General features: G+C 43.1%; 26 protein-coding genes. 24 read left to right on the forward strand and 2 right to left on the reverse strand.

Annotated elements, in window-relative coordinates:
* The first annotated feature begins 14 nt into the window (after nt 1-14).
* From murC to rpmF, 22 genes are all read left to right on the forward strand, one after another.
* Nucleotides 15-1,346, forward strand: a complete 1,332-nt coding sequence (murC, locus tag LPKJCM_RS06825) for a UDP-N-acetylmuramate--L-alanine ligase (RefSeq protein ID WP_057963244.1) — start codon at nt 15-17, stop codon at nt 1,344-1,346.
* A 143-nt stretch (nt 1,347-1,489) separates the two neighbouring features.
* Nucleotides 1,490-2,212 (forward strand): Bax inhibitor-1/YccA family protein, encoded by a 723-nt coding sequence (locus tag LPKJCM_RS06830; RefSeq protein WP_057963245.1) that lies wholly within the window; start codon nt 1,490-1,492, stop codon nt 2,210-2,212.
* Between the two features lie 101 nt (nt 2,213-2,313).
* Nucleotides 2,314-4,968: a DNA polymerase I gene (gene polA / locus LPKJCM_RS06835; protein ID WP_057963246.1), complete on the forward strand. Its 2,655-nt coding sequence runs from the start codon at nt 2,314-2,316 to the stop codon at nt 4,966-4,968.
* Nucleotides 4,969-4,991: 23 nt separating this feature from the next.
* The gene (gene mutM, locus LPKJCM_RS06840; protein WP_057963247.1) at nt 4,992-5,831 is read left to right on the forward strand and encodes a DNA-formamidopyrimidine glycosylase; all 840 of its coding nucleotides are present in this window, start codon (nt 4,992-4,994) and stop codon (nt 5,829-5,831) included.
* Entirely contained in the window at nt 5,828-6,418 is a 591-nt protein-coding gene (gene coaE, locus LPKJCM_RS06845) for a dephospho-CoA kinase (RefSeq protein WP_057963248.1), read from the forward strand. The genes mutM and coaE overlap by 4 nt, the downstream gene beginning before the upstream one ends.
* Before the next feature lie 14 nt (nt 6,419-6,432).
* Complete coding sequence (nrdR, locus tag LPKJCM_RS06850; protein ID WP_013728017.1) at nt 6,433-6,921, forward strand: transcriptional regulator NrdR; 489 nt, start codon at nt 6,433-6,435, stop codon at nt 6,919-6,921.
* Nucleotides 6,922-8,307, forward strand: coding sequence for a replication initiation and membrane attachment family protein (locus LPKJCM_RS06855; RefSeq protein ID WP_087069585.1), 1,386 nt, complete (start codon nt 6,922-6,924; stop codon nt 8,305-8,307).
* A 6-nt stretch (nt 8,308-8,313) separates the two neighbouring features.
* Nucleotides 8,314-9,273, forward strand: a complete 960-nt coding sequence (dnaI, locus tag LPKJCM_RS06860) for a primosomal protein DnaI (protein ID WP_057963250.1) — start codon at nt 8,314-8,316, stop codon at nt 9,271-9,273.
* 332 nt (nt 9,274-9,605) lie between these two features.
* Nucleotides 9,606-11,552: a threonine--tRNA ligase gene (thrS, locus tag LPKJCM_RS06870; RefSeq protein WP_057963251.1), complete on the forward strand. Its 1,947-nt coding sequence runs from the start codon at nt 9,606-9,608 to the stop codon at nt 11,550-11,552.
* A 261-nt stretch (nt 11,553-11,813) separates the two neighbouring features.
* A complete protein-coding gene (infC, locus tag LPKJCM_RS06875; protein WP_057963252.1) occupies nt 11,814-12,323 on the forward strand; it encodes a translation initiation factor IF-3 in 510 nt (169 codons plus the stop codon).
* A 33-nt stretch (nt 12,324-12,356) separates the two neighbouring features.
* The gene (gene rpmI / locus LPKJCM_RS06880) at nt 12,357-12,554 is read left to right on the forward strand and encodes a 50S ribosomal protein L35 (RefSeq protein WP_008856901.1); all 198 of its coding nucleotides are present in this window, start codon (nt 12,357-12,359) and stop codon (nt 12,552-12,554) included.
* Between the two features lie 51 nt (nt 12,555-12,605).
* Complete coding sequence (gene rplT, locus LPKJCM_RS06885) at nt 12,606-12,962, forward strand: 50S ribosomal protein L20 (RefSeq protein WP_013728012.1); 357 nt, start codon at nt 12,606-12,608, stop codon at nt 12,960-12,962.
* An 81-nt stretch (nt 12,963-13,043) separates the two neighbouring features.
* Nucleotides 13,044-13,559 carry a YqeG family HAD IIIA-type phosphatase gene (locus LPKJCM_RS06890; protein ID WP_057963253.1) on the forward strand — a complete coding sequence of 172 codons (516 nt, stop codon included), beginning with the start codon at nt 13,044-13,046 and terminating at the stop codon, nt 13,557-13,559.
* Nucleotides 13,560-13,567: 8 nt separating this feature from the next.
* On the forward strand, nt 13,568-14,704 hold the full coding sequence (gene yqeH, locus LPKJCM_RS06895; RefSeq protein ID WP_057963254.1) for a ribosome biogenesis GTPase YqeH: 1,137 nt from the start codon (nt 13,568-13,570) through the stop codon (nt 14,702-14,704).
* 14 nt (nt 14,705-14,718) lie between these two features.
* The gene (gene yhbY / locus LPKJCM_RS06900; RefSeq protein ID WP_057963255.1) at nt 14,719-15,030 is read left to right on the forward strand and encodes a ribosome assembly RNA-binding protein YhbY; all 312 of its coding nucleotides are present in this window, start codon (nt 14,719-14,721) and stop codon (nt 15,028-15,030) included.
* A gap of 12 nt (nt 15,031-15,042) precedes the next feature.
* Nucleotides 15,043-15,675, forward strand: coding sequence for a nicotinate-nucleotide adenylyltransferase (locus LPKJCM_RS06905; protein ID WP_057963256.1), 633 nt, complete (start codon nt 15,043-15,045; stop codon nt 15,673-15,675).
* On the forward strand, nt 15,665-16,276 hold the full coding sequence (gene yqeK / locus LPKJCM_RS06910; RefSeq protein ID WP_057963257.1) for a bis(5'-nucleosyl)-tetraphosphatase (symmetrical) YqeK: 612 nt from the start codon (nt 15,665-15,667) through the stop codon (nt 16,274-16,276). Before LPKJCM_RS06905 ends, yqeK begins: the two co-directional genes overlap by 11 nt.
* A gap of 9 nt (nt 16,277-16,285) precedes the next feature.
* Nucleotides 16,286-16,642: a ribosome silencing factor gene (gene rsfS / locus LPKJCM_RS06915; protein WP_057963258.1), complete on the forward strand. Its 357-nt coding sequence runs from the start codon at nt 16,286-16,288 to the stop codon at nt 16,640-16,642.
* Nucleotides 16,642-17,397 carry a class I SAM-dependent DNA methyltransferase gene (locus LPKJCM_RS06920; RefSeq protein ID WP_057963259.1) on the forward strand — a complete coding sequence of 252 codons (756 nt, stop codon included), beginning with the start codon at nt 16,642-16,644 and terminating at the stop codon, nt 17,395-17,397. Before rsfS ends, LPKJCM_RS06920 begins: the two co-directional genes overlap by 1 nt.
* Nucleotides 17,398-17,411: 14 nt before the next feature.
* The gene (locus LPKJCM_RS06925) at nt 17,412-18,548 is read left to right on the forward strand and encodes a nucleotidyltransferase (protein ID WP_057963260.1); all 1,137 of its coding nucleotides are present in this window, start codon (nt 17,412-17,414) and stop codon (nt 18,546-18,548) included.
* Between the two features lie 84 nt (nt 18,549-18,632).
* Entirely contained in the window at nt 18,633-19,187 is a 555-nt protein-coding gene (locus LPKJCM_RS06930; RefSeq protein WP_057963261.1) for a DUF177 domain-containing protein, read from the forward strand.
* A 54-nt stretch (nt 19,188-19,241) separates the two neighbouring features.
* Nucleotides 19,242-19,418: a 50S ribosomal protein L32 gene (gene rpmF, locus LPKJCM_RS06935; RefSeq protein WP_008856889.1), complete on the forward strand. Its 177-nt coding sequence runs from the start codon at nt 19,242-19,244 to the stop codon at nt 19,416-19,418.
* 127 nt (nt 19,419-19,545) lie between these two features.
* On the opposite strand, the gene adhP is transcribed toward rpmF, so the two are convergent.
* Nucleotides 19,546-20,562 carry an alcohol dehydrogenase AdhP gene (gene adhP, locus LPKJCM_RS06940; RefSeq protein ID WP_057963262.1) on the reverse strand — a complete coding sequence of 339 codons (1,017 nt, stop codon included), beginning with the start codon at nt 20,560-20,562 and terminating at the stop codon, nt 19,546-19,548.
* Between the two features lie 255 nt (nt 20,563-20,817).
* Between adhP and LPKJCM_RS06945 the strand changes: the two genes are divergently transcribed.
* Nucleotides 20,818-21,504 (forward strand): response regulator transcription factor, encoded by a 687-nt coding sequence (locus tag LPKJCM_RS06945; protein WP_013727999.1) that lies wholly within the window; start codon nt 20,818-20,820, stop codon nt 21,502-21,504.
* Nucleotides 21,501-23,129 (forward strand): HAMP domain-containing sensor histidine kinase, encoded by a 1,629-nt coding sequence (locus LPKJCM_RS06950; protein WP_057963263.1) that lies wholly within the window; start codon nt 21,501-21,503, stop codon nt 23,127-23,129. Before LPKJCM_RS06945 ends, LPKJCM_RS06950 begins: the two co-directional genes overlap by 4 nt.
* Before the next feature lie 119 nt (nt 23,130-23,248).
* Here the strand turns inward: LPKJCM_RS06950 and LPKJCM_RS06955 are convergent.
* Nucleotides 23,249-23,573: transposase (locus LPKJCM_RS06955; protein ID WP_165758582.1), on the reverse strand; the 325-nt coding region annotated here is incomplete at its 5' end.

Below are 23,573 nucleotides of genomic sequence, written 5' to 3' on the forward strand. Positions count from 1 at the left end.
AGGTAGGATGTCTAATGAATTCAGATACGGTATATCATTTTGTAGGAATTAAAGGAACTGGGATGGCCGCCATGGCCTTAATCTTGCATGACCGTGGTGAGAAAGTGCAGGGGTCAGACATTGACCAGTACACCTTTACGCAACGAGGACTTGAAAAGGCCGGCATCAAAATTTTACCCTTTGATGAAAACAACATTCACGAAGGACTGACAGTGATTGCCGGCAACTCCTTTACGGATGACCATCCAGAGATCAAGAAAGCCAGGGAAATGGGCTTGACGGTTTACCGTTACCACGAGTTTCTTGGCAAAATCATCAAGGGTAAGACCAGTATTGGGGTTTCTGGTGCCCACGGCAAGACCAGCACGACTGGACTGTTGTCCCATGTGCTTTCGGGAATCGCCCCAACTGATTACTTGATTGGTGATGGTTCTGGGAAGGGTGTCCCAAATGCCCGTTTCTTCGTTTACGAAGCCGATGAATACCGTCGTCATTTTCTGGCAACTGAACCAGATTACGCCATCATGACTAATATTGATTTTGATCATCCCGATTACTACAAGAGCATCGATGATGTTGCCGACGCATTTCAAACGTTTGCGAATCAGACGAAGAAGGGAATCTTTGCTTGGGGCGACGACAAACGTCTCCGTCAACTGAAAGCCAAGGTGCCAATTTATTATTATGGCTTAAACGATACTGATGATTTTCAGGCGGTTGATGTTAAGCGGACAACCAGTGGTTCGAGTTTTGATGTCACTTACAAGGGTAAAAATCTCGGTAATTTCTCGGTGCCTTTGTTTGGTGAACATAACATTTTCAATTCGTTGGCTGTGATCGCCGTCGCTTACTTCGAAGATGTTGACTTAGATGAAATCCGCAAAGAACTAAAGACTTTCCAAGGCGTTAAGCGTCGGTTTGCTGAACGTAAAATTGCCGGGATGACAATCATCGACGATTATGCCCATCATCCAACTGAAATTAAAGCAACCATTGATGCTGCTCGTCAGGAATACCCTAGCAAAAAGATCGCGGTTGTCTTTCAACCGCATACCTTCAGTCGAACAATTGCTTTGATGGATGATTTTGCTAAGAGTTTGAATTTAGCTGACGAAGTTTTCCTGACCTCGATTTATAGTTCACCACGAGAAAGTCACGGAAAAGTTTCCAGTGAAGACCTATCCAAGAAGATCACGAAGGGTGGTCGCATTTTGTCTGTCGACAACATGTCACCACTGTTGGATTACGATAACGACGTGGTGATTTTTATGGGTGCCGGCGACATTCAAAAGTACGAGAAATCTTATGAAGATCTGTTAAGTCATTTGAGCAAAAAGATTAATTAAGATATCCTATAGAAGTCGTTAGTTGAGTCGTAAATACTTGATTAATGGCTTTTATTTGGTAGAATTATTTAACAGTATAAGTATAAATACTGCAAATTGTTTGAGGCAATATTTGAACTTACAAACAAAAGGGAGCGGATTGAATGAACAATTATCCAAACGAACAACAGAAAGCTCGACGAGTCGTCAACAACGCAGCCGGGTTGAATGCTTTTTTAACCAAAATGTATGGTTGGATGAGTTTGGCGGTTTTAGTCTCTGCCGCAACAGCATTTTTAGTTAGCGGTTCGACTGCCGGTGGAATGGCTGTTTACATTGCCAGTCACCAAGGTGTCATGTGGGGGTCAATGATTTTGTGGTTTGTCCTACCATTTGTCATTTCACTTCAGGCATTGAAACGGCCAACCCTTGCGTTTACGGTCTTGATGTTATATGCAATTCTAAGTGGCTTTGTCTTTGCGACGATTGCCTGGGCATATACGGGTGCCTCAATTGCGGCAGCTTTTGTTTCCGCCTCGGCAATTTTCATCACAATGACGACCGTTGGGTTAGTGACCCACAAGAATCTCGATCGTTGGGGTGCGCAAGCGACGGCAGCTTTAATTGCTTTAATCATTGCCATGATTATTAACATTTTCTTACGCAGTTCGGTGATTTCATTTGTTTTCTCAATCATTGCAGTGCTAATCTTCACGGTTTTAACTGCCTATGATACCCAAAAAATGAAACAAATGTACAACCAGTATTCGGGGAACGGTGAAGTTTCCATGACCGGTTTGGCAGTCTTCGGTGCTTTACAATTGTACTTGGACTTTGTGAATCTATTTCTCCAATTACTCTCGATTTTCGGCAATAACGACCGTTAATTTAGACCTTGTTACAACGATTGGCCATTGATTTGGTTAATCGTTTTTTATTATCTGTCGTGGTAAAATTAGAGTAATAGTTTTCATCAGAGGAGAAGTTAATGACTAAAAAATTATTATTAATTGATGGTAACAGTATTGCCTTCAAAGCGTTTTATGCTTTATACACGGCCATGGATAAATTTACCAATCCATCTGGCTTACATACCAGCGCCATTTATGGATTCAACCGGATGCTGGATAAAGTATTGACAGATGAAAAGCCGACTGACGTCCTGGTTGCATTTGATGCCGGCAAGACAACCTTTCGAACGAAAATGTACGCTGACTATAAAGGTGGTCGCGCAAAGACGCCAACTGAACTGTCTGAGCAATTTCCATTCTTAAAGGAATTAATTAACGCCCGGGGGATTTCGACCTATGAATTACCAGATTATGAAGCCGATGATATTATTGGCACCTTGGCTAAAAAGGCTGAAGAAGCCAACAATTATCAAGTTGTGATTGTCACCGGAGACCGGGATTTGACCCAGTTGACTTCGGATAAAACCACCGTTCAGGTTTCAAAAAAGGGTGTGACTGAGTTGGAAACTTATACACCCAAGCATGTCGAAGAAAAGTTGGGGGTTAAACCCAGTCAAATTATTGAAATCAAGGGGCTTAAGGGCGACAACTCCGATAATTATCCGGGTGTTGAGAAGGTCGGTGACAAAACGGCAGTCAAGCTTGTCCAACAATTTGGCACCATTGACAATCTTTATCAAAATATTGATCAGGTTTCTGGCAAAAAGTTGAAGGAACACTTGATTCATGATCAAGCACAAGCAGAACGTGCTCATACGTTGGCAACCATTAATCGGGATGCCCCGGTCACCATTTCGTTGGATCAATTGAAGTATCAAGGGGACAATATTGACAAACTGACTGATTTCTACGAACGAATGGGTTTCAAATCATTCCTGGCAAAATTGTCAGTGGATGATCAGGACCATGCGGACGATCAGGCTGATATTCAATATACGGTTTTGTCCACTAAGAATGCTGCTGAACTCGATCAATTTAAGGATGAAGTTTCGTTTCATTTAGAGATGTCAGAAGAAAATTATCACATTTCGCCATTGGTTGGTTTTGCGATTGGACAGGGCGATCACTGGTATGTGACCAATGATCCGGATCTGCTTCACAATCAGCACGTCAGCGGTCTTTTGACCAGTAAGTCCATCAAAAAGAATGTCTTTGATGCTAAACGGACCTATGTGGGCCTTTATCGACAAGGCATCAACCTTGCCAATGTTGACTTTGACATGCTGTTGGTATCGTATTTGCTTAATACAACTAATAACAGTAACGATGTCGGCACCGTTGCCCACTTGCACGGGTTCTATAACGTTAAAACCGATGAGGAAGTGTATGGCAAGGGTGCTAAGCGAAACATTGATCCCGATTCGCCGACCTTCCTGGCACATTTGGTTCACAAGGCTAAAGCAATTGATGCACTGCACGATGGGCTGTTTAAAGATTTGGATGCCCATAATCAATCTAAATTGTATTGGGACATTGAAATTAAGATCGCTTTTGTACTTGCTCACATGGAAATTAATGGTATCAAAGTTGATTCAGCAACTTTGGAAGGCATGGGCAGTAAATTCAAAGAACGGTTGGCTGAAATTGAGCAGACCATTTTCCAAGAAGCTGGTGAAGAATTTAACATTGGTTCTCCTAAACAGCTCGGAAAAATTTTGTTTGAGAAGTTGCGTCTGCCAATTTTAAAGAAGACTAAAACCGGCTACTCAACTTCAGTGGATGTCTTGGAGAAACTGGCCCCGGATGCGCCAATCGTCCAGAATGTATTAGATTATCGCCAGATTTCCAAACTACAGTCAACCTATGTGGATGGCTTGCTGAAGGTCATTCATCCGGATGATTCTAAAGTTCATACCAGATATCTGCAAACGTTGACCCAAACAGGGCGGCTGTCTTCAGTTGATCCGAATCTGCAAAACATACCGGTTCGCTCAGAAGAAGGCAGACTAATCCGTCAGGCCTTTATACCATCTCATCCCGGGTGGCAGATCTTCTCGTCTGATTATTCCCAAATCGAACTGCGGGTTTTGGCATCGATCACTGACGATCACAACATGCAGGATGCGTTCAAAAATGGCGAAGATATCCACGCCACCACTGCTCGGAGAATTTTTGGCTTATCGTCAAATGAAGAAGTGACCCCGGAGCTTAGGCGTCAAGCCAAAGCCGTCAACTTTGGGATTGTTTACGGGATTAGTGATTTTGGTTTAGCGTCCAACACAGGCATTACCCGAAAGCAGGCCCATTCATTTATTGAACGTTATTTTGAGGAGTATCCAGGCGTTAAAAAGTACACTGAAGACATCGTTGAATTTGCCCGCAATCACCGCTATGTGGAGACAATTGCCCATCGACGCCGTTATTTGCCGGATATCAATTCCAAGAGTTTTAATTTGCGGTCATTTGCTGAGCGGACAGCGATGAACACGCCAATCCAGGGCAGCGCAGCAGATATTATCAAAATTGCCATGATTAATATGGCGGATGCAATTAAGGACATGAAAACCCGCATGTTGCTGCAGGTTCATGATGAATTAATTTTTGAAGTACCTGACGAAGAAATGGCCACCGTCAAACAATTGATTCCAAGTGTGATGGATTCAGCCATTCACTTGAATGTGCCACTAAAAGTTGAAAGCCACTGGGGTAAGACCTGGTATGATGCAAAATAAATTGAAGTAAATGGGGGATCTCAATGCCTGAATTACCTGAAGTTGAGACCGTGCGACGCGGCCTGACCCAATTGGTTGAAGGAAGTACCATCCAATCGGTGGATGTTTTGTATGCCAAAATGATTAATTTACCACCAAACGATTTTAAAAAAGCCCTCCGCGGCAAACTGATTGAAAAAATTGATCGGCGGGGCAAATATCTGTTGATCAGATTAAGTGACAATTTAACAATTGTTTCTCATTTACGAATGGAAGGCAAGTACGATGTGGAGCCTGAAGGGGCACCAGTTGGCAAATATACCCACATCATTTTTCATCTAACTGACGGCCGCCAGTTACGATATAACGACACCCGAAAATTCGGCCGAATGAATTTGGTTGATACCGGCACCGAGATGCAAGTTGCCGGATTGAAAACGATCGGACCGGAACCAACCGAAGAAGAATTGACGGTCGATTACATGCAGAAAATATTTTCTAAAAGCCGTAAGGTCATCAAGCCTTTTTTGCTGGACCAAAGTAACATTGCCGGGCTTGGCAACATTTATGCCGACGAGGTTTTATGGCTGAGCAAAATCAATCCCCAACAGCCCGTCAACACATTGACACTGGGTCAAATTAAAGCGTTGCGGAAAAACATCATTGCAGAATTAGCCAAGGCCATCGCCGGCCATGGAACGACCGTTCATTCATACTCAACGGCCTATGGTGAAGCCGGCAGTTTCCAAAATCAATTAAATGTGTATGGTCGTGAAGGCGAACCGTGTCCAAGGTGCGGCACAAAAATCGTTAAAATTAAGTTGGCACAGCGGGGAACTCATTTTTGTCCTCAATGCCAGCCCTTGCGTGGTGTAAAAAAATGACTAAATTAATTGGTTTAACTGGCGGAATTGCCACCGGAAAATCGGTGGTCAGTGACTATCTTCGCCAGCGGGGGATTCCAGTGATTGACGCTGACATCGTGACCCATCAAGTGGAACAATTTGGAACGCCTGGACTTTCCGCACTAGTGGATCACTTTGGACAACGGATTTTGTTATCTGATGGGACACTTGATCGCCAAGCACTCGGCCACATTGTGTTTAGTAACCCGGCAGACCTTAAGCAGTTGGTTCGAACCATTGATCCGTTCATTCGATCAGAGATTTTCCGCCAGCTTGATACTTATCAAAACGCCGAGTTAGTGGTGCTTGATGCGCCAACCCTGTTTGAAAATGGTTATGCCCACCTGGTCGACGAGATCGTCGTGGTATACTGCGACCCGGTTACTCAGTTGCGTCGATTGATGAAACGCAATAAACTAAGTATTGTAAATGCAACTAAAAGAATCAGGAACCAATGGCCATTGCAGACAAAATGCGATTTGGCTGATACAATTATTTATAACTCAGGAACAATGACAACAACGCTAACACAAGTCGATAGATGGTTGGCGAAGGAAACGAAATAGACGAGGTGAACACCATGCAATGTCCTCATTGCGGATACAACGGTTCCAAGGTGGTTGACAGTCGGCCGACTGATGACGGCCGGGTGATCAGACGAAGAAGAGAATGTGAACACTGCGGTTTTCGATTTACGACATTTGAACGGGTGGAAGTAACCCCGTTATTAGTGGTGAAGAAAAATGGCAACCGCGAAGAATTTAATCGTGAGAAGCTGTTAAAAGGCATTGTCAGATCAGCAGAAAAGCGTCCAGTATCCATGGATGCAATCACCAATTTGGTGGATCGGGTTGAAAATAAACTACGGTCGTTAGGCGAAAATGAAGTTTCCAGCCAGCAAATTGGTGAATACGTTATGGAAGACTTGGCTAACTTGGATGAAATTGCGTACATCCGATTTGCCAGTGTTTACCGACAGTTTAAGGACATGTCGGTCTTTTATAAAGAGCTTAAAGAAATTATGGAAAAGGATAAGAAAAAGGGTCAGGATCACTCGGGGGACAAATAAATGGCAGAGTCGTTCGACAAGTTAACACCCGATACAAAGTATCTCACGATCAATGCCCACATTAATCGGAGCTTGGATCACAGTGTTTTAACCAATTTGTATCTACCAATGATTGGTGAAAAAGCATTGGGGTTATACAACTTGTTGTGGTCGATGAGTTTAAGCGACCATAATCAGTTAATTTTGCATAAGCACTACGAAATTCAAAGTATGCTTAATTGCAAGATTGGTCAGCTGGTGGCGATTCGAAAGCAGTTGGAGGGTGTTAAGCTGATCAACACACTGGTTTCTAACGCCAAGCCGGATATCTTAATTTACTCGTTGAACCTGCCATTATCTGCCGAACAGTTTTTACGAACCGATATTTTGTCGATTATCCTCTTGGGTAAGGTGGGCGAGACGACCTATAAGCAGATTGTCGATCGACTTGTTTCGCCACTTCCAGATCTCGGTGAGACGACCAATGTTTCGGCATCTTTGCTGGATTCATTTGCTGTGCCTCAGAACCTGATTAAAAATATTCCAGGGGCGGTCAATGATGCCAAATCAACGATTGCTCACTCTTCGGCAACTATCAGCGAGAGCAGCTTTGAACCGGATAGTCGCCAATTTAATTTCAAGTTGCTGCTAAATATGCTTGAAAATTCCTACGTGGATCTCAACTCTGTTAAAGCTGCTAGAGATCTCATTTTATCGGAAAACCTGCTTTACGGGATTGATGAAATTCAAATGTCAAAACTTGTCCAAAAGGCGACTAATCTCAGTACCAACGAATTAAATCAGAATCAGCTCAAAGCGATCATCACGGATAGTTTTACCCACCATCAAGCAGAGAATGTTGAGAAATCAACGCCAGCTGTCAAAAGCAATTCGTCTGCCACAAAATTTGACACGCCAGTCGCCCAGTTGATTTCAATCAGTAAAAAGGTTGCGCCGGTGATGTTTTTGGAACAAATTAAGAAACAAAAGCACGGTATTGTGACCAGCGGTGAACAGCGGACTTTACGCGAGCTTGTCAGCCTGAGGGCGTTGCCGAATGAAGTCATCAATATTTTGATCTACTATTTATTGGTGGACGAAAATCGCTCGACCCTGAATAAAAATTTGATGTCAACGATTGCGGACGACTGGTCCCAACATGATATTTTTGATGCTGAGAGTGCCATTAATGCCATCAAGAATCGCACAATCGACAAGCAGAAAAAGGCCGACGAGCGGGCTGCCAAGTACAAACAGCGGCGGGTTAATGTTAAAGAGACCCTGCCTGATTGGGCTAAGGATGATCAAACACCGTCGACAAGCAAGCCAACCTCACAATTAACTGAGGCCCAAAGAAAACAACTCAAAGCACAGCTCGATAAGTTAAAAAAGCCGGGGAGTAGGTGAGATTGAATGGAAAAAGTAAGTGATTTTGTCAAGAAATTGATGGAAGACCGCCACTTCAAAGGTGGCAACGTCGCGAGTGGCTTCCAAAAAATTATTGAACAGATAAAAAATGATCCTGAGATTGCCAAATTTCTTCACGATCATCAAGATGAACTGGCTTCAGATGCGGTTGACCGTTCAGCCGCCAAACTGTATGAGTATGTCAATGTCAAAAATCAAATTAAGGCTAAAAAACAATCATTTGCGCCTGGCTATTTGCCACAACTGGTGATTAACGATCATTTGATTGACATCTCTTATTCAGCATCCCCCGAGGTCATTGAGAAACAACGGAGTCAATCTTTGGCACGGCGAATCAGAACCGTTTCAATGCCCAAAGATATTAAAGATGCCCGGATCGTTGAATTTGATGGTGCTGATCCCAACAATCCAGACCCCAATCGGTTCACAGCCCTTTCAATGGCGTTGGATTTTATTGCTCAAATGAAGGCGGATAAAAAGGCTTTCCATCCGGGTCTGTACATATACGGGCCATTTGGTGTCGGTAAAACGTATCTGACGGGCGCAATTGCCAACGAACTTGCTGATAACGGGATCCAAACGACGATGGTTCATTTTCCAAGTTTCGCCGTTGAGATGAAGTCAGCAATTAACGACAACTCTGTCAGCGACAAAATTGATGTGATTAAAAAGTCCCCCGTCTTAATGATTGACGATATTGGCGCCGACTCCATGTCCTCATGGGTTCGAGATGAGGTGTTGGGGGTTATCTTGGAATATCGGATGCAGCAGCAGTTACCGACGTTTTTCACGTCCAATTTCTCAATGGTCCAACTTGAACAGGAACATTTGCGAATCAATCAAAAAGGGGACGATGAGCCCTTGAAAGCCAAACGATTAATGCAGCGAATCCGATTCTTATCACGTGAAGTTGAGATGACCGGTAAAAATCGACGACCAAGTTAATTTGCAAATTGAATTGACATTTTTAAAGTGCAACTCTATACTAAATGTCAATGAATCAAAGAGACATGACAGTGATGACTCATCACAGAGAGAATGGTCCCAGCCTGGAAGACCATTTGTTGAGAAATCTTTTGTTACCACTCTTTGAGAATGGATTGCGGATAATGCTTTCCCGGTTGGTACCGTTAGCAGCCACTTGAGAGCTTTTTGGATATCTGTGTCCAAAAATCCAATTTGGGTGGAACCGCGCTAATTGCGTCCCTGATGTACTTGTATAAGTATGTCAGGGGCTTTTTTTGTGGCTCCAATAAAATATAAAGGGAGTAAGAAATATGTCACAACTTTCATTTGAATTTCCAGATGGCAGTGTTAAACAATTTGATGATGGCGTTACCTCAGAAGCCATTGCCAAATCAATTGCCGTTAGTTTAGGTAAAAAAGCCGTTGCTGCCAAGGTTGATGGTCAGTGGGTCAACAACGATGAGCCCCTACATAAAGGTGGCAAGATTGAAATTGTTACTTCAGATAGTGACGAGGGTCTCAGTGTTTTGCGTGCGACTGCTGCTCAAATCTTAAAAATGGCGATCGCCAATGATTTTGATCATATTCACTTTGGTGAAAGTGACGCCGATGAAGATGGCTTCTTTGTGGATACCGACAAGCCTGATACTCAAATCAGTGTTGATCAATTGAGTGCACTTGAAGATTCAATGCACAAGATCATCAAAGCAGATCAGCCAATTAGCGTGGTCTTCTTAAGCGCTGCTGACGCTGCCCAAGTCGCTGGCGACGATCCTTATCAAAAAGAATTGGTCAAAGAAAATGAAGTCAACGGCCAAGTTAAATTCTTCCAAATCGGCGATTTCAAATCAATCGCTGAGGGAGCAGTTTTGCCATCAACTGGTAAAGTTAAGATCTTCAAGCTGCTTTCGGTTGCCGGAGCATACTGGCAGGGAAAGTCATCCAACCCAATGTTGCAACGGATCTATGCAACGGCCTTTAATAAACAAAAAGAGTTGGATGAAGACCTTGAGAAACGTCAAGAAGCTCATGAACGTGACCATCGGGTAATCGGCAACGAACTGGATCTATTCTTTGTTGATCCTAAAGTCGGTGCCGGCCTGCCTTACTGGATGCCAAATGGTGCCACAATCAGAAGAACCATTGAACGCTACATTGTTGACAAGGAAGTTGCCAACGGTTACCAACACGTCTACACACCGGTTTTGGCCAACCTGGACCTGTACAAGCAATCAGGACACTGGGACCACTACCGTGAAGACATGTTCCCACCAATGGATATGGGTGATGGTGAAGAGCTTGAATTGCGTCCAATGAACTGCCCAAGTCATATTCAAATTTATAACCATCACATTCGTTCATATCGTGAATTGCCATTGCGGATCGCCGAATTGGGCATGATGCACCGTTATGAAAAGTCAGGCGCTTTATCCGGACTTCAGCGAGTTCGTGAAATGACCTTGAACGATGGTCACACCTTTGTCGCCTTGGATCAAATTCAAGAAGAATTCAAGAATATCTTGAACTTGATGGTTGAGGTTTATCACGACTTTGACATTAACGATTACACTTTCCGCTTGAGCTATCGTGACCCGAAGAATACTGAGAAGTATTTCGATGACGATGAAATGTGGACCCGTGCTCAAACCATGCTGAAAGGCGCCATGGATGAAATGGGTTTGGATTATGTTGAAGCTGAAGGTGAAGCTGCCTTCTATGGTCCAAAGTTGGATGTTCAGACCAAGACTGCGCTGGGAAATGAAGAAACTTTGTCAACCATTCAATTAGACTTCATGCTCCCTGAACGATTTGATCTCCATTACATCGGTGAAGATGGCAAACAACATCGGCCAGTGATGATTCACCGTGGTTTGGTTTCGACTATGGAACGATTTGTTGCCTACCTGACTGAAATCTACAAGGGTGCTTTCCCAACCTGGTTGGCACCACATCAAGTTAAGATCATTCCGGTCAGCCAAGACAAGCACTTGGATTACGCTAAGAAGATTAACGACCAACTCCGGGCATTGAAGATTCGTTCATCAGTTGATACCCGTGCTGAAAAGATGGGCTACCTGATCCGTGATGCCCAGACCCATAAGATTCCATACACGCTGGTTGTTGGTGATGAAGAAGTGAGTGGCAACAGTGTTTCAGTTCGTAAGTATGGTGAACAGGATACCCAATCGAAGTCGGTTCCAGACTTCATTGATGAAGTCTCTAAAGACATTGCTTCGTACTCACGTGAAGACGATTAATAATTTTTATTGGCAGCATGTCGACGTGGCTAATGGTTGATAGTTGACACATAAGTGATTAGATGATATTCTTTAATAGTTGTTCAAATGAAAGCAGGAGCTACCCGCTTCTCGCCTGAGTAAATTTCTGAATTTGCTGGGCATGATATCGAGTAAGAGCTTGGTCAGCCAAGTTCTTTAATTGAGAGCGGGCGCAATTGTGTGCCCACTCTCTTTCTGCTTTTTCAAATTATTCGGAGGTGAAGTACCATAGCAAAAGATATGATGGTTAATGATGGAATCCGTGCTCGTGAGGTTCGTTTGATTGGTGCTAATGGTGATCAACTTGGTGTTAAGACTAAGTCAGAAGCACTTCGGTTAGCCGAAGATGCCGATTTGGATCTTGTCCTGGTTGCACCGAAAGCCAAACCACCGGTTGCAAAGATTCTTGATTATGGGAAGTATCGTTTCGATTTACAGAAAAAGGAACGTGAATCTCGTAAGAAACAAAAAGTCATCAGTGTCAAGGAAGTTCGATTAAGCCCAACAATTGATGTGAACGATTTTAACACCAAATTGAAGAATGCTAAGAAGTTTTTGGCAAAGGGCGAAAAGGTTCGTGTCTCAATTCGATTTAAGGGCCGTGCCATTACGCATAAGGATATCGGCCGAAAAGTTCTTGACCGAATGGCTGCTGAAACAGCAGATGTCGCAACCGTTACCCAACGACCTAAAATGGACGGAAGAAGCATGTTCTTAATGCTTTCACCAAAAGACCAAGATCAAAAATAATAGTTTTTAAATACTTGAGGAGGATTTTTACCAATGCCTAAACAAAAAACGAACCGTGCTGCAGCAAAACGTTTCAAGAGAACTGCCAACGGTGGATTTAAAAGTGCGAATGCTTATACCAGTCACCGTTTTCATGGTAAGACAAAGAAGCAACGCCGCCAACTTCGTGGTACTAGTATGATGGACAAGACTAATATCAAGACTTACAAGAAGTTATTGCCACATCTATAAAAGAAACTAGACATTCAATCATTACTTTTCAAACTATAGGAGGAATTCAAAATGCCACGAGTAAAAGGTGGAACAGTCACACATGCACGTCGTAAGCGTGTTTTAAAATTAGCTAAGGGTTATCGCGGTGGAAAGTCTCGTTTATTCAAGACTGCCAAAGACCAAGTGATGAAGTCACAGGTATACGCATTCCGTGACCGTCGTAACAACAAGGGTAACTTCCGTAAACTTTGGATCGCACGGATTAACGCTGCTGCACGTCTTAATGACCTCAGCTACAGCCAATTTATGCACGGACTGAAGCTTGCCAACATCGACATGAACCGTAAAATGCTTGCTGATTTAGCTGTTAGCGACACTGAAGCGTTCAAAGCTTTAACTGACGAAGCTAAAAAAGCACTTAAGTAATTTTGATGTGCTAAAATGACTTTCACCGATAGTTTGGTGGAAGTTTTTTTAAATAAATTAACGATATTTAAGGAGCGACATATGTTGTCTCGATTTAAACCAACATGGATGATTGGGGATATCTACACGATTTCTCCCCAATTCCTGAGGGATCATAATATCAACTGTGTTCTAACCGATTTAGACAATACGTTGGTCCCTTGGAACTCTAAGAAGGGTTCTCAGGCATTACGCAACTGGTTGTCAGAAAATAAAAAATTTGGGATTAAGGTGATTGTTGTATCCAATAACAGTCATAAGCGGATCCAACGTGCCGTTCAGGACTACGAACTACCATTTGTCCCCCGGGCAATGAAACCGTTAACGATTGGTATTCAGCACGCCTTAAAAGAATTTAATCTGCAAAAACGCAACACCGTCATGATTGGAGACCAATTGATGACTGATGTCGTTGCAGCTAATCGTTGCGGTGTTCGTAGTATTTTGGTCAAGCCACTGGTGCGTGACGATGCGTGGAATACCACCATCAACCGTTACTTTGAAAAGATCGTTTGGAATAAATTATCAAAAAAATATCCTGACTTACATTGGAAATAGGAGGAATTATGGCAAATAATGAAGTTATTGTTGACGGTGAAGTCGTTCATTGTGTGGGCTGTGGGGCAGCTGTCCAGACGACTGACAAGAACGCACTCGGATATACTCCGGAATCTGCTTTGAAGAAGGGGCTTGAAAATGGGGAAGTCTATTGTCAGCGTTGCTTTAGACTTCGACACTATAATGAAATTGCGCCCGTCAGTTTATCAGACGATGACTTCTTAAAGCTGTTAACCAGTATTTCTGATACGGACTCCTTGATCGTGTATGTCGTCGATATTTTTGATGTGAACGGAAGTCTCATTCCCGGCCTCCATCGATTTGTTGGTAATAATCCGGTCCTGTTAGTTGGGAACAAGCTGGATATTTTGCCCAAGGCTTTGAAGCACAACAAAGTGAAGGATTGGCTGCGGCAACAGGCTAATGCTGCTGGCATTTGGCCAATTGGCGTTGAACTGATTTCTGCGAAGACAAACTTTGATATTGATCATTTGTTGGATCAAATTGAAAAGTATCGTCAAGGAAAAGATGTTTACGTGGTTGGTGTTACCAACGTTGGTAAATCAACCTTAATTAATTCAATTGTTCGCCAATCAACTGGGATCAAGGAATTGATCACCACTTCCCGTTTTCCCGGGACGACTTTGGATCGGATCGACATTCCTTTGAACGATGGTCATAACCTGGTGGATACACCAGGGATCATTCAGCCTGAGCAAATGGCTCACCATTTATCTGGCAAAGAATTAAATCTGGTGACACCACAAAAAACGATCAAGCCTAAAGGTTACCAGTTGAATCCTGGTCAAACACTTTTCTTCGCGGGAGTGGCCCGTTTTGATTACAATTCCGGTGATAAGCGCCACGGATTCACTGTGTATGCTGAAAATAATTTGTTTATTCACCGTACGAAATTGGAAAATGCCGACGAGTTTTACGCGACCCATGTCGGTTCCTTTCTGGCCCCACCAACTGAGGACCAAAAGGCTGATTTTCCAGCATTGGAGCCCCATGAATTCAAATCAACTGAAAAGAGTGATTTGGTGATTGAAGGTCTGGGTTGGGTAACGATTCCAGAAGGGGTTTCGGTTACAGGCTGGGCTCCTAAAGGCGTATCTGTTTTGATGCGCCCCGCAATGATTTAACTAAAGAGGCATTTATGAAATTAACAGGAAAACAAAAACGCTTTTTAAGAGCCAATGCCAACCGCATGCGGCCAATCTTTGAGGTCGGTAAAAGCGGCCTTTCAACTGTTTGGCTTGATGAGATTCAAAAGGCACTTGATACGCGAGAACTCATCAAAATCAATGTCTTACAGAATGCCACAGCGACCGTTGATGACATTAAGACCTATATTGAAACCAAAAGCGATGTCACGGTGGTTCAGACCATCGGTAAGACGTTGGTACTCTTCAAACCATCCAAAGATCCAAGTAAGCAAAAATTATCCAATGAAGTTTTGGCAATTTAGAGGTAAGGCACTATGAGCAACGTCATGAATCATGTTGAAACATTAACACAGACTAAAACGATTACCAAACAAAACGGCAAACGGATTGGCCTCTTGGGCGGGACCTTCAATCCAATTCACAATGGTCATTTAATCATTGCCGAACAGGTGAGAGATCAACTTGGCCTCGACAAGGTTTATTTTATGCCGGATGCCAATCCACCACATGTTGACAAAAAGTTTGCCATTGACGCTAAAGATCGGGTGGCCATGATCAATTGCGCTATTCGGGACAATCCCAAGTTTGCCATTGAAATGGCTGAGATTATGCGTGGTGGGGTCAGTTATTCATACGACACCATGAAGCAGTTGACGCAACAACATCCAGAGAATCAATATTATTTTATCATCGGCGGTGACATGGTTAACTATTTGCCTAAATGGTATCGCATTGACGACTTGATCAAATTAGTGTCGTTTGTTGGCGTCAAGCGTGATGGGTATACCCCAGCTTCCAAATATCCGGTCATCTGGGTTGATGTGCCGTTTATTGATATTTCATCATCACTGATTCGTTCCAAAATGCGCCAGCACCAATCCATTAAATATCTGGTGCCGGCTGCCGTTGAACATTATATAAAGGAGAACCATTTATATGGAAAATGATCAGCTAAGCTATCATGGCCATTTCGTTCCTTATACCCGTGACGAGTTGGTTGCTAAATTACGGGCTGCCCTCACGGATCACCGCTATCAGCACTGCTTACGCGTCGAACAAACTGCCATGGATTTAGCCGAGCAAAATGGCGTTGATATTGAAAAAGCGGCAATTGGTGGATTGGTTCATGATTATGCCAAGCAGCGTCCAGATGCTGACTTCATTCAAGCAATCAAGGACTATCAATTAGATCCTGAATTACTGAATTATGGCAATGCAATTTGGCACGGAGTGGTCGGCTGGTTATTCGTTAAAAATGAGTTGCAGATCAATGATATTGATATTTTAAACGCCGTCAGGTACCATACAGTTGGACACCAGTACATGACGCCATTAGAACAAATTGTTTACATGGCAGATTACATTGAGCCCGGTCGAGCATTTCCTGGCGTCGATGAAGCACGAAAGATTACCAGGAACAATCTGCAAGATGGGGTTGCTTATCAAACTAAACAGACATTGAGTTATTTAGTTACCCATAACAAGCCGGTTTTCCCACAGACAATTGTCACTTATAATAGCTGGGTTCCGAGCTCAGGAATAGATTAAGGAGTAAATATGAACACTAAAGAAATTTCAGAAGTCGTTGTTCGGGCTGCGGACAGTAAACGAGCAAACGATATCGTTGTTCTTGATATGCAAAAGGTGAGTCTGATGGCCGATTATTTTGTCATCGCTGATGCAGCTTCCAATCGACAGGTCAAAGCGATCGCTGATGAAGTTGTCGACCAGGTTGAAGCTTCCGATGTCCATGTCTATAGCGTTTCTGGGAAGGATACTGCCCGCTGGATTTTAATTGATTTAGGCGACGTGGTCGTTCACATTTTCCAGAAAGACGTCCGTGATTTTTATAATTTGGAAAAATTATGGTCGGACGCCCCAATTGTTAATATCGATTCATGGGTGGAGGCATAATGATCTATACAGAATTCGCCAAATTTTATGATGATTTATTTGACGTAACTCTCTATGATCGTTGGGCCCATTTTGTTGTGACTAAGGCAAAGATCATTCAAAAGCAGCCTTCAGAAATCAAAATTTTGGATCTTGCTTGTGGAACCGGCCGTTTGGCAATTAAATTAGCCCAAATGGGGTTTCAGGTTACCGGAGCAGATCTATCAGAGGACATGCTGACAATTGCTGAGCAAAGAGCACGCGCGGCAAACGTTGACGTGCCCTTTATTCAAACTGATATGCGAAATCTCGAGGGTCTCGATCAATATGATTTAATCTGCTGTTTTGATGATTCACTGAATTATCTGATTGATCAAAAAGATTTGCAGACAACTTTTAAAGCAGTGTATGACCATTTGAATCCTGACGGCCAGTTTCTATTTGACGTGATTTCGCCTTATCAGGCAACCGAGGTTTATCCTGGGTATATGTACAACTACCGTAGTGAAGATGCCGCCTTCATGTGGACCAGCTACGAGGGTGACTTTGCGCCAATGTCCGTTGAGCATGAATTGAACTTCTTCCAATATAATGAGGAGAAGGACGCGTATGATGCTTATAACGAAATCCACCGTGAGCGGGCGTATGATGACACAACGATTAAGGATTTGCTGTCACAGGCAGGCTTCTTGGTGACACTGAGCAGTACTGATTTTGGCGACCAGCCTTTTGTTCAGCAAACCAAGCGGTGGTTCTTTAGTACCGGAAAAGATTAAGGAAGTCAAAGAAAATGCTTCAGGCAGTCGGGATTGTTTCAGAATACAATCCCTTTCATAATGGACATTTATATATGCTTAAGCAGGCAAAGCAGGCAACCGGTGCAGACGTGACCGTCGCGATTATGAGCGGCAATTGGCTGCAGCGGGGTGAACCAGCAGCCTACGATAAATGGCAGCGAACAAAGGCGGCCTTACAGGGTGGAGTTGATCTGGTGATTGAATTGCCGGAGTTTTCTGCTGTCCAGCCTTCGCATTTATTTTCAAAAGGGGCAGTTGATTTGGCTGCTAAAGTAAAGTGTCAATGGCTGGCCTTTGGTGCTGAACATCCGCAGATGGACTACCAGGTGTTGACCGATCATCAACCAGAAAATCCGGCCGACTTCAAAAAGTTTGATCGACCGTATGCATCCGTTTTCCAAGATTTTTTATTTAACGAAACCGGCATTCGATTAAATCAGCCTAATGATATTTTGGGATTCGGGTACGCCAAAGCCAATGCTGAAGCTGGCAATCCGCTCGCCCTAGTACCCATTCAGCGAATGGGTAGTCAGCATGATGCAACCCGAATCAGCCATGCGAGTCGAATTGCCAGTGCGACGGCGATCCGTCAAGCCGTCATTGAACATGATTTGGCAGCCGCCGATCGAGTTGTTCCAACCGGTACGACCACGATGCTTAAAAATGACCAAATGCTCACCTGGCAAGATTTTTGGCCATTCCTAAGGTTCGAGTTGGTTGAGAATCCGATTGAGAAGCTTCATCAAATCTACCAGATGACTGAGGGGATTGAATATCGCTTAAAACGCGCGGCAATTAAAGCTGAAAGCTTTACCGAATTTCTCCATCTGGTTAAAACCAAGCGTTACACGTACACACGTATCCAACGCCTGTGTACTTATGTCTTGTTACACGCAGCCTCTCATGATATGCTTCAGACAGCCACGTATGTCCGGCTGCTTGGCTTCAATACGATGGGCCAAAGATATCTGAATCAGATCAAGGGGCACCTTGACGTTCCGCTGATTACGAAAGTGACTGACGATGTTGTTGCTGACACGATCCAAATGGACTTTCGGGGTGGGATGTTGACTCAGATGATCAATGGCTTGTCTCAAGATTACTATCGACATCCAATCATTGTTGAATAATCGGTAAACTCCTATCAAGGAAATTGCCTTGACAAGCCTATTTGTTGCCGGTATAATAAGTTTTGTTGCATTGGAGGAATTATATTGAAATGGTACTTTAGAGACTTGCAAAAGTACTCAGATACTGATCCTTTCACGTTCAACGAGAACCTTCAAATTAAAGCCGATTTGCTGGATCGATATGCCGATGAAGTAATCGATGCATCCGACTTTCAAGTTGAAGGGACTGCTTTTGCCGATCGCGGTGATGTGATCATTGACACTCATATTATTGGGAAGTTAGTGGTGCCATCATCTCGCTCGTTGACCCCTGTTGATCTGCCGCTTGATTTTACGGTTGAGGAATTCTATGTTCCTTCAAAGGCTGCTGAATCACGGTATGGCAAAGATGATGTCGTTTTTGTATTAGATGAAGATGACATGGTTGATATGCAGAGAGCCGTCGTTGATAATGTGATTTTGCATATTCCTATGCACGTCCTGTCTCCTGAAGAGCTTGCGGGCAAAGAGATGCCAAGTGGTGACGATTGGGATGTTATGTCCGTCGATGACTACAGTAAGCAGAAGGCAGAGTTAAAAACTGTTGATCCACGTCTGGCAGAATTGAAGAACTTTTTTAAGAACCGTGATTCAAGATAGCTGGACTTAAAATTTCACTAGTGGATATTTTATTTTGACGAGGAGGGAAAAAGAATGGCTACACCAGCACGTAGAACTTCTAAAGCTAAAAAGCGCATGCGTCGCGGTCACATCAAGTTGACGACTCCTAATTTGAGCCTCGACCCAAAGACCGGTGAATACACCATGCCACATCACGTATCACCATCAGGCTTTTACAAAGGCCGTAAAGTTATCAAAGATAACAAGTAATGAGGAACCAATTTAGAACGCCATGGATTCTAAATTGGTTTTTTATATACATATAAAAAGAGGGTAGCTAACGAAATCATTTCGCTAGCTACCCTCAATTTTTAAGAAAATAGATGTTCAGCTACAATTATTTAGTGAAGTCGACAACCATTCGACCAACAATCTTGTTGGCTTTCATTTCGTCAATGATATCATTCACTTCATCAAGTCGACGAGTCTTCACAATTGGTTTGACTTTACCTTCAGCACCAAACTGGAAGGTTTCGGCAAGATCTTGACGAGTACCAACCAGTGAGCCGGCAACTTGAATGCCGTCCAGAACAGTCTTATCAATATTAAGTGCCATATCACCCTTAGGAAGGGCAACGGCAACTAATTTACCGTCTGGACGCAATGCATTAACAGAAGTCGTAAAGGCGTCGGTTGTAACGGCAGTAATTTGGGCATTGTGAACACCGCCAACCTTCTTTTGAATCTGTTCAGCAACGTCCGAATCGTGACGATTAATGGTGATGTCGGCACCGTTATCTTTGGCTGCTTGAAGCTTTTGCTCGTTACCATCAACGGCTACAACGTGAGCACCGAAGACATTATGAGCATACTGAACAGCCAAGTTACCAAGACCGCCACAGCCAACTACTTCAACCCATTGGCCAGGACGAGTGTCTCCGACTTTAAGTGCCTTGTACATTGTGACGCCGGCACAAGTGAGTGAAGTTGCTTCAACTGGATCAAGTCCTTCAGGAACCTTAACGGCATAATCTGCAGGGACGATAACTTCCTCGGCCATTGCACCATCAACGGTGTAGCCTGAGTTTTGAACGTTGCGACATAGTGTTTCACGACCAGTGATGCAATATTCACAATGGCCACAACCTCTGTAGAACCAGGCAATTGATACGCGGTCGCCGATCTTCAAATTAGTAACGTCGTCGGCAACTTGAATAACTTTTCCGACACCTTCATGACCAATAATTCGGCCAGGGACCTTGCCAAAATCACCTTCTGCGACATGCAGATCAGTGTGACATAATCCACAATATTCAACTTTAACTAATGCTTCACCCTCGTGAATCGGGCGTAAGTTAACATCTTTAATATCAACGTATCCATCAACAGGGTCTCTTACAACAGCAGCTTTCATAGGGTTAATCATCCTTTTTATAATATATTTTCAAACAAGTTCATTATAAACGTCTCAACGGTCGTTATCAAGTGAATTTGTACACAAATAGTTTGTAAATGAAAAATATTTCCAGCCCATTTTAGCCGTTTTTCTAATTTTTATTAAAGTAAAAGACTAAAACTCTCATAATTATGGTAAAATGAGAGTTATGTTAAAAGGTTTCTACGTTACTAATAAACAAATTAAGATACTTTATAGGAGAGCTGATCATTTATGAGTCGAATTTTGATTATTGAAGACGAAAAGAATTTAGCACGTTTCGTCGAACTGGAGTTAAAGCACGAAGGCTATGACACCCAAGTTGAGTTAAACGGGCGAACTGGCCTACAGGCAGCGTTGGATGAGAATTTCGATGTCATTCTGCTTGATTTAATGTTACCGGAACTTAACGGTATGGAGGTTGCCCGCCGATTACGTGAAAAGAAGAACACACCGATTATCATGATGACTGCACGCGATTCTGTCATTGATCGGGTGTCCGGATTCGACCACGGTGCGGATGATTATATCGTTAAACCCTTTGCAATTGAGGAACTCTTAGCGCGAATTCGGGCCTTACTTCGTCGAATTCAAATTGAAAATGATCAACAGAAAAACAACAAAAAATCAGTGACGTTCAAAGATTTAACGATTGAAAAAGAAAGCCGAATTGTTCGTCGTGGTGATGAAGTGATTAACCTCACAAAGCGCGAATATGAATTGTTGCTCACTTTGATGGAAAACGTTGACGTTGTCTTGGCCCGAGATGTCCTGTTGACCAAGGTATGGGGATACGACTCTGAAGTTGAAACCAATGTGGTTGACGTCTACATTCGATATCTCCGAAACAAAATCGATCGTCCGGGTGAGAATAGTTACATTCAAACTGTTAGGGGTACGGGGTACGTGATGCGGTCATGAACCAACCCAACACACAACCAAAGAGAAGAAAAACATCGCTAAAATGGAAGTGGGCGTTTTTTACGTCCATTGGTGTTTTAGCGATTGTTGTTATTTTCTCTGGACTACTTTTTAATCGATTCACAAATGTTTTATTTCAACAGGAACGTTCACACATTGATAATACCTTGAGTACAGTTTCTTCCCGGTTGACAAATTATGCCTCTCCTTTGACAAAACGGGACGTGGCTCAATATTTGAAACCGAAGATCACCAACAGTAATGATCAGGGTACTCAGGCTGATGGCAACGATTTATATTCCAATTCGTTAATTGTCAACTTTTCCAGGGATAATATTTTAGTTAATGTCTACAGCGTGAATGGCAAAGAACTGTTTGAATCACGCAAGGGCACGGCGACCTTTTATTCTGCCAGCAAACGGAAAATTTTTACCACCAAACATCGTGGTCGCCAAATTCTCGTCGGAGTCGAGCCGTTGCTTTCAAAGAAAAACGGTTCGTTGATTGGCTATGCGCAGGTGACCGATCAGTTGGATGATTATCGAGCGACTGCCAACAAGTTGCTGGTGATTTTGGTGATTTTGGTGCTCATTTCCGTCCTTTTGACGATGATTTTTGCTTATATCTTGGCGCAGGAATTATTGCGGCCAATTAATGATATTCAAAAAACCATTAATGAAGTTAAAAGTGATCCCGACTCTGACGCACGGGTCCCTGCCTTTCGATCCAACGACGAGTTAACCGACCTGGCAGAGCTGTTGAACGGAATGTTGGATCAAACTCAACGCTATATTGATCAGCAGCAACAATTTGTGGAAGATGTTTCCCATGAACTTCGGACACCAGTTGCGGTCATTCAAGGACATATTGATATGCTGCTGAGGTGGGGAAAAGATGATCCGGAAGTTTTGGAAGAATCCTTGAAGGCTTCACTGCAGGAAACCAATCGGATGAAAAGCTTAGTTTCTGAAATGTTGGATCTTTCCCGAGCTGAACAGATTGAAATTAACTACGGTGAAGAAATTACCGATGTTAACCAAGTATTTGAACAGGTTTATAATGATTTCAAAATGATTCATCCCGACTTCACCTTTACCTTTGATGATGACACCGATGGTGATGTCTACGTCAAAATTTATCGGAACCGTTTGGAACAGGTATTGGTCATTCTTTTGGATAATGCAATCAAGTACTCAACTAAGCGAAAGGAAGTCCACCTGTCACTGTCAACCTCAATGGCAATGGTTAATATTGCTGTTCAAGATTTTGGTGAAGGGATTTCTGAGGAAGATAAGCAAAAGGTCTTCAATCGCTTTTATCGGGTTGATAAGGCCCGTAGTCGTGACAAGGGTGGTAACGGATTGGGACTTTCAATTGCCCACAGACTGATTGAAGCCTACCATGGGAATATTTCGATCGAAAGCTCCCTTGGTTCCGGCTCAATTTTTCAAATCAATCTTCCCATTATGAAACATCTCCCAAGCGAAGAAGAGATCGAGAAGAAAGCTGCACCTACTTCGAATGGCCAATCCAAGGATTCTGGGTTAACTGAGGGTATCTTGGATACTTCCAAGCATGATGAGGATACCGGGTCGTTAAACGATGATGGACATCATAGAAAATAGTTTTGAAAAGGGCGTCACATTCATTGCAAATGACAATGAACGTGACGCCCTTTAAAATGCCAATTTCTTTTATGGTTCTTCGTCAACTGTTGTTGGTGAACAAAATATTGGAGTTCTAATCACTTGGTGATTAGAGCTCTTTTTGTATGAACTCGAAAAGCAAACAGTACTCTGAGCCGGAATCTGAAGAAGTTTCGGTAACCAAATCCAGTTCGTTTAATGACTTTAATCTTATTATTGGAACCCTCTAAAGGCCCGTTGGTGTAATGGTGAGTAAAAGTGTTGCCAATTTCATCACGATGAACTGCCAAGGTTTGGAGGACTGCCAACATTTCTTCCGAGCAGCCTTGCAGGTGGTGAAAGGCTTGATTATAGTTGGGCCAGTCACGGGTTTTGATGGTTTCCCGTAACTGATTCATCACAGCGTATGTTTGCTTGAGCTCG

The sequence above is a fragment of the Lentilactobacillus parakefiri genome, assembly GCF_002157585.1.
GTDB lineage: Bacteria > Bacillota > Bacilli > Lactobacillales > Lactobacillaceae > Lentilactobacillus > Lentilactobacillus parakefiri.

Excerpts from the sequence above, each read along its gene's own strand:
- murC (WP_057963244.1), top strand. The coding sequence starts at position 15 with ATGAATTCAGATACGGTATATCATTTTGTAGGAATTAAAGGAACTGGG.
- LPKJCM_RS06830 (WP_057963245.1), top strand. The coding sequence starts at position 1,490 with ATGAACAATTATCCAAACGAACAACAGAAAGCTCGACGAGTCGTCAAC.
- polA (WP_057963246.1), top strand. The coding sequence starts at position 2,314 with ATGACTAAAAAATTATTATTAATTGATGGTAACAGTATTGCCTTCAAA.
- mutM (WP_057963247.1), top strand. The coding sequence starts at position 4,992 with ATGCCTGAATTACCTGAAGTTGAGACCGTGCGACGCGGCCTGACCCAA.
- coaE (WP_057963248.1), top strand. The coding sequence starts at position 5,828 with ATGACTAAATTAATTGGTTTAACTGGCGGAATTGCCACCGGAAAATCG.
- nrdR (WP_013728017.1), top strand. The coding sequence starts at position 6,433 with ATGCAATGTCCTCATTGCGGATACAACGGTTCCAAGGTGGTTGACAGT.
- LPKJCM_RS06855 (WP_087069585.1), top strand. The coding sequence starts at position 6,922 with ATGGCAGAGTCGTTCGACAAGTTAACACCCGATACAAAGTATCTCACG.
- dnaI (WP_057963250.1), top strand. The coding sequence starts at position 8,314 with ATGGAAAAAGTAAGTGATTTTGTCAAGAAATTGATGGAAGACCGCCAC.
- thrS (WP_057963251.1), top strand. The coding sequence starts at position 9,606 with ATGTCACAACTTTCATTTGAATTTCCAGATGGCAGTGTTAAACAATTT.
- infC (WP_057963252.1), top strand. The coding sequence starts at position 11,814 with ATGATGGTTAATGATGGAATCCGTGCTCGTGAGGTTCGTTTGATTGGT.
- rpmI (WP_008856901.1), top strand. The coding sequence starts at position 12,357 with ATGCCTAAACAAAAAACGAACCGTGCTGCAGCAAAACGTTTCAAGAGA.
- rplT (WP_013728012.1), top strand. The coding sequence starts at position 12,606 with ATGCCACGAGTAAAAGGTGGAACAGTCACACATGCACGTCGTAAGCGT.
- LPKJCM_RS06890 (WP_057963253.1), top strand. The coding sequence starts at position 13,044 with ATGTTGTCTCGATTTAAACCAACATGGATGATTGGGGATATCTACACG.
- yqeH (WP_057963254.1), top strand. The coding sequence starts at position 13,568 with ATGGCAAATAATGAAGTTATTGTTGACGGTGAAGTCGTTCATTGTGTG.
- yhbY (WP_057963255.1), top strand. The coding sequence starts at position 14,719 with ATGAAATTAACAGGAAAACAAAAACGCTTTTTAAGAGCCAATGCCAAC.
- LPKJCM_RS06905 (WP_057963256.1), top strand. The coding sequence starts at position 15,043 with ATGAGCAACGTCATGAATCATGTTGAAACATTAACACAGACTAAAACG.
- yqeK (WP_057963257.1), top strand. The coding sequence starts at position 15,665 with ATGGAAAATGATCAGCTAAGCTATCATGGCCATTTCGTTCCTTATACC.
- rsfS (WP_057963258.1), top strand. The coding sequence starts at position 16,286 with ATGAACACTAAAGAAATTTCAGAAGTCGTTGTTCGGGCTGCGGACAGT.
- LPKJCM_RS06920 (WP_057963259.1), top strand. The coding sequence starts at position 16,642 with ATGATCTATACAGAATTCGCCAAATTTTATGATGATTTATTTGACGTA.
- LPKJCM_RS06925 (WP_057963260.1), top strand. The coding sequence starts at position 17,412 with ATGCTTCAGGCAGTCGGGATTGTTTCAGAATACAATCCCTTTCATAAT.
- rpmF (WP_008856889.1), top strand. The coding sequence starts at position 19,242 with ATGGCTACACCAGCACGTAGAACTTCTAAAGCTAAAAAGCGCATGCGT.
- adhP (WP_057963262.1), bottom strand. The coding sequence starts at position 20,562 with ATGAAAGCTGCTGTTGTAAGAGACCCTGTTGATGGATACGTTGATATT.
- LPKJCM_RS06945 (WP_013727999.1), top strand. The coding sequence starts at position 20,818 with ATGAGTCGAATTTTGATTATTGAAGACGAAAAGAATTTAGCACGTTTC.
- LPKJCM_RS06950 (WP_057963263.1), top strand. The coding sequence starts at position 21,501 with ATGAACCAACCCAACACACAACCAAAGAGAAGAAAAACATCGCTAAAA.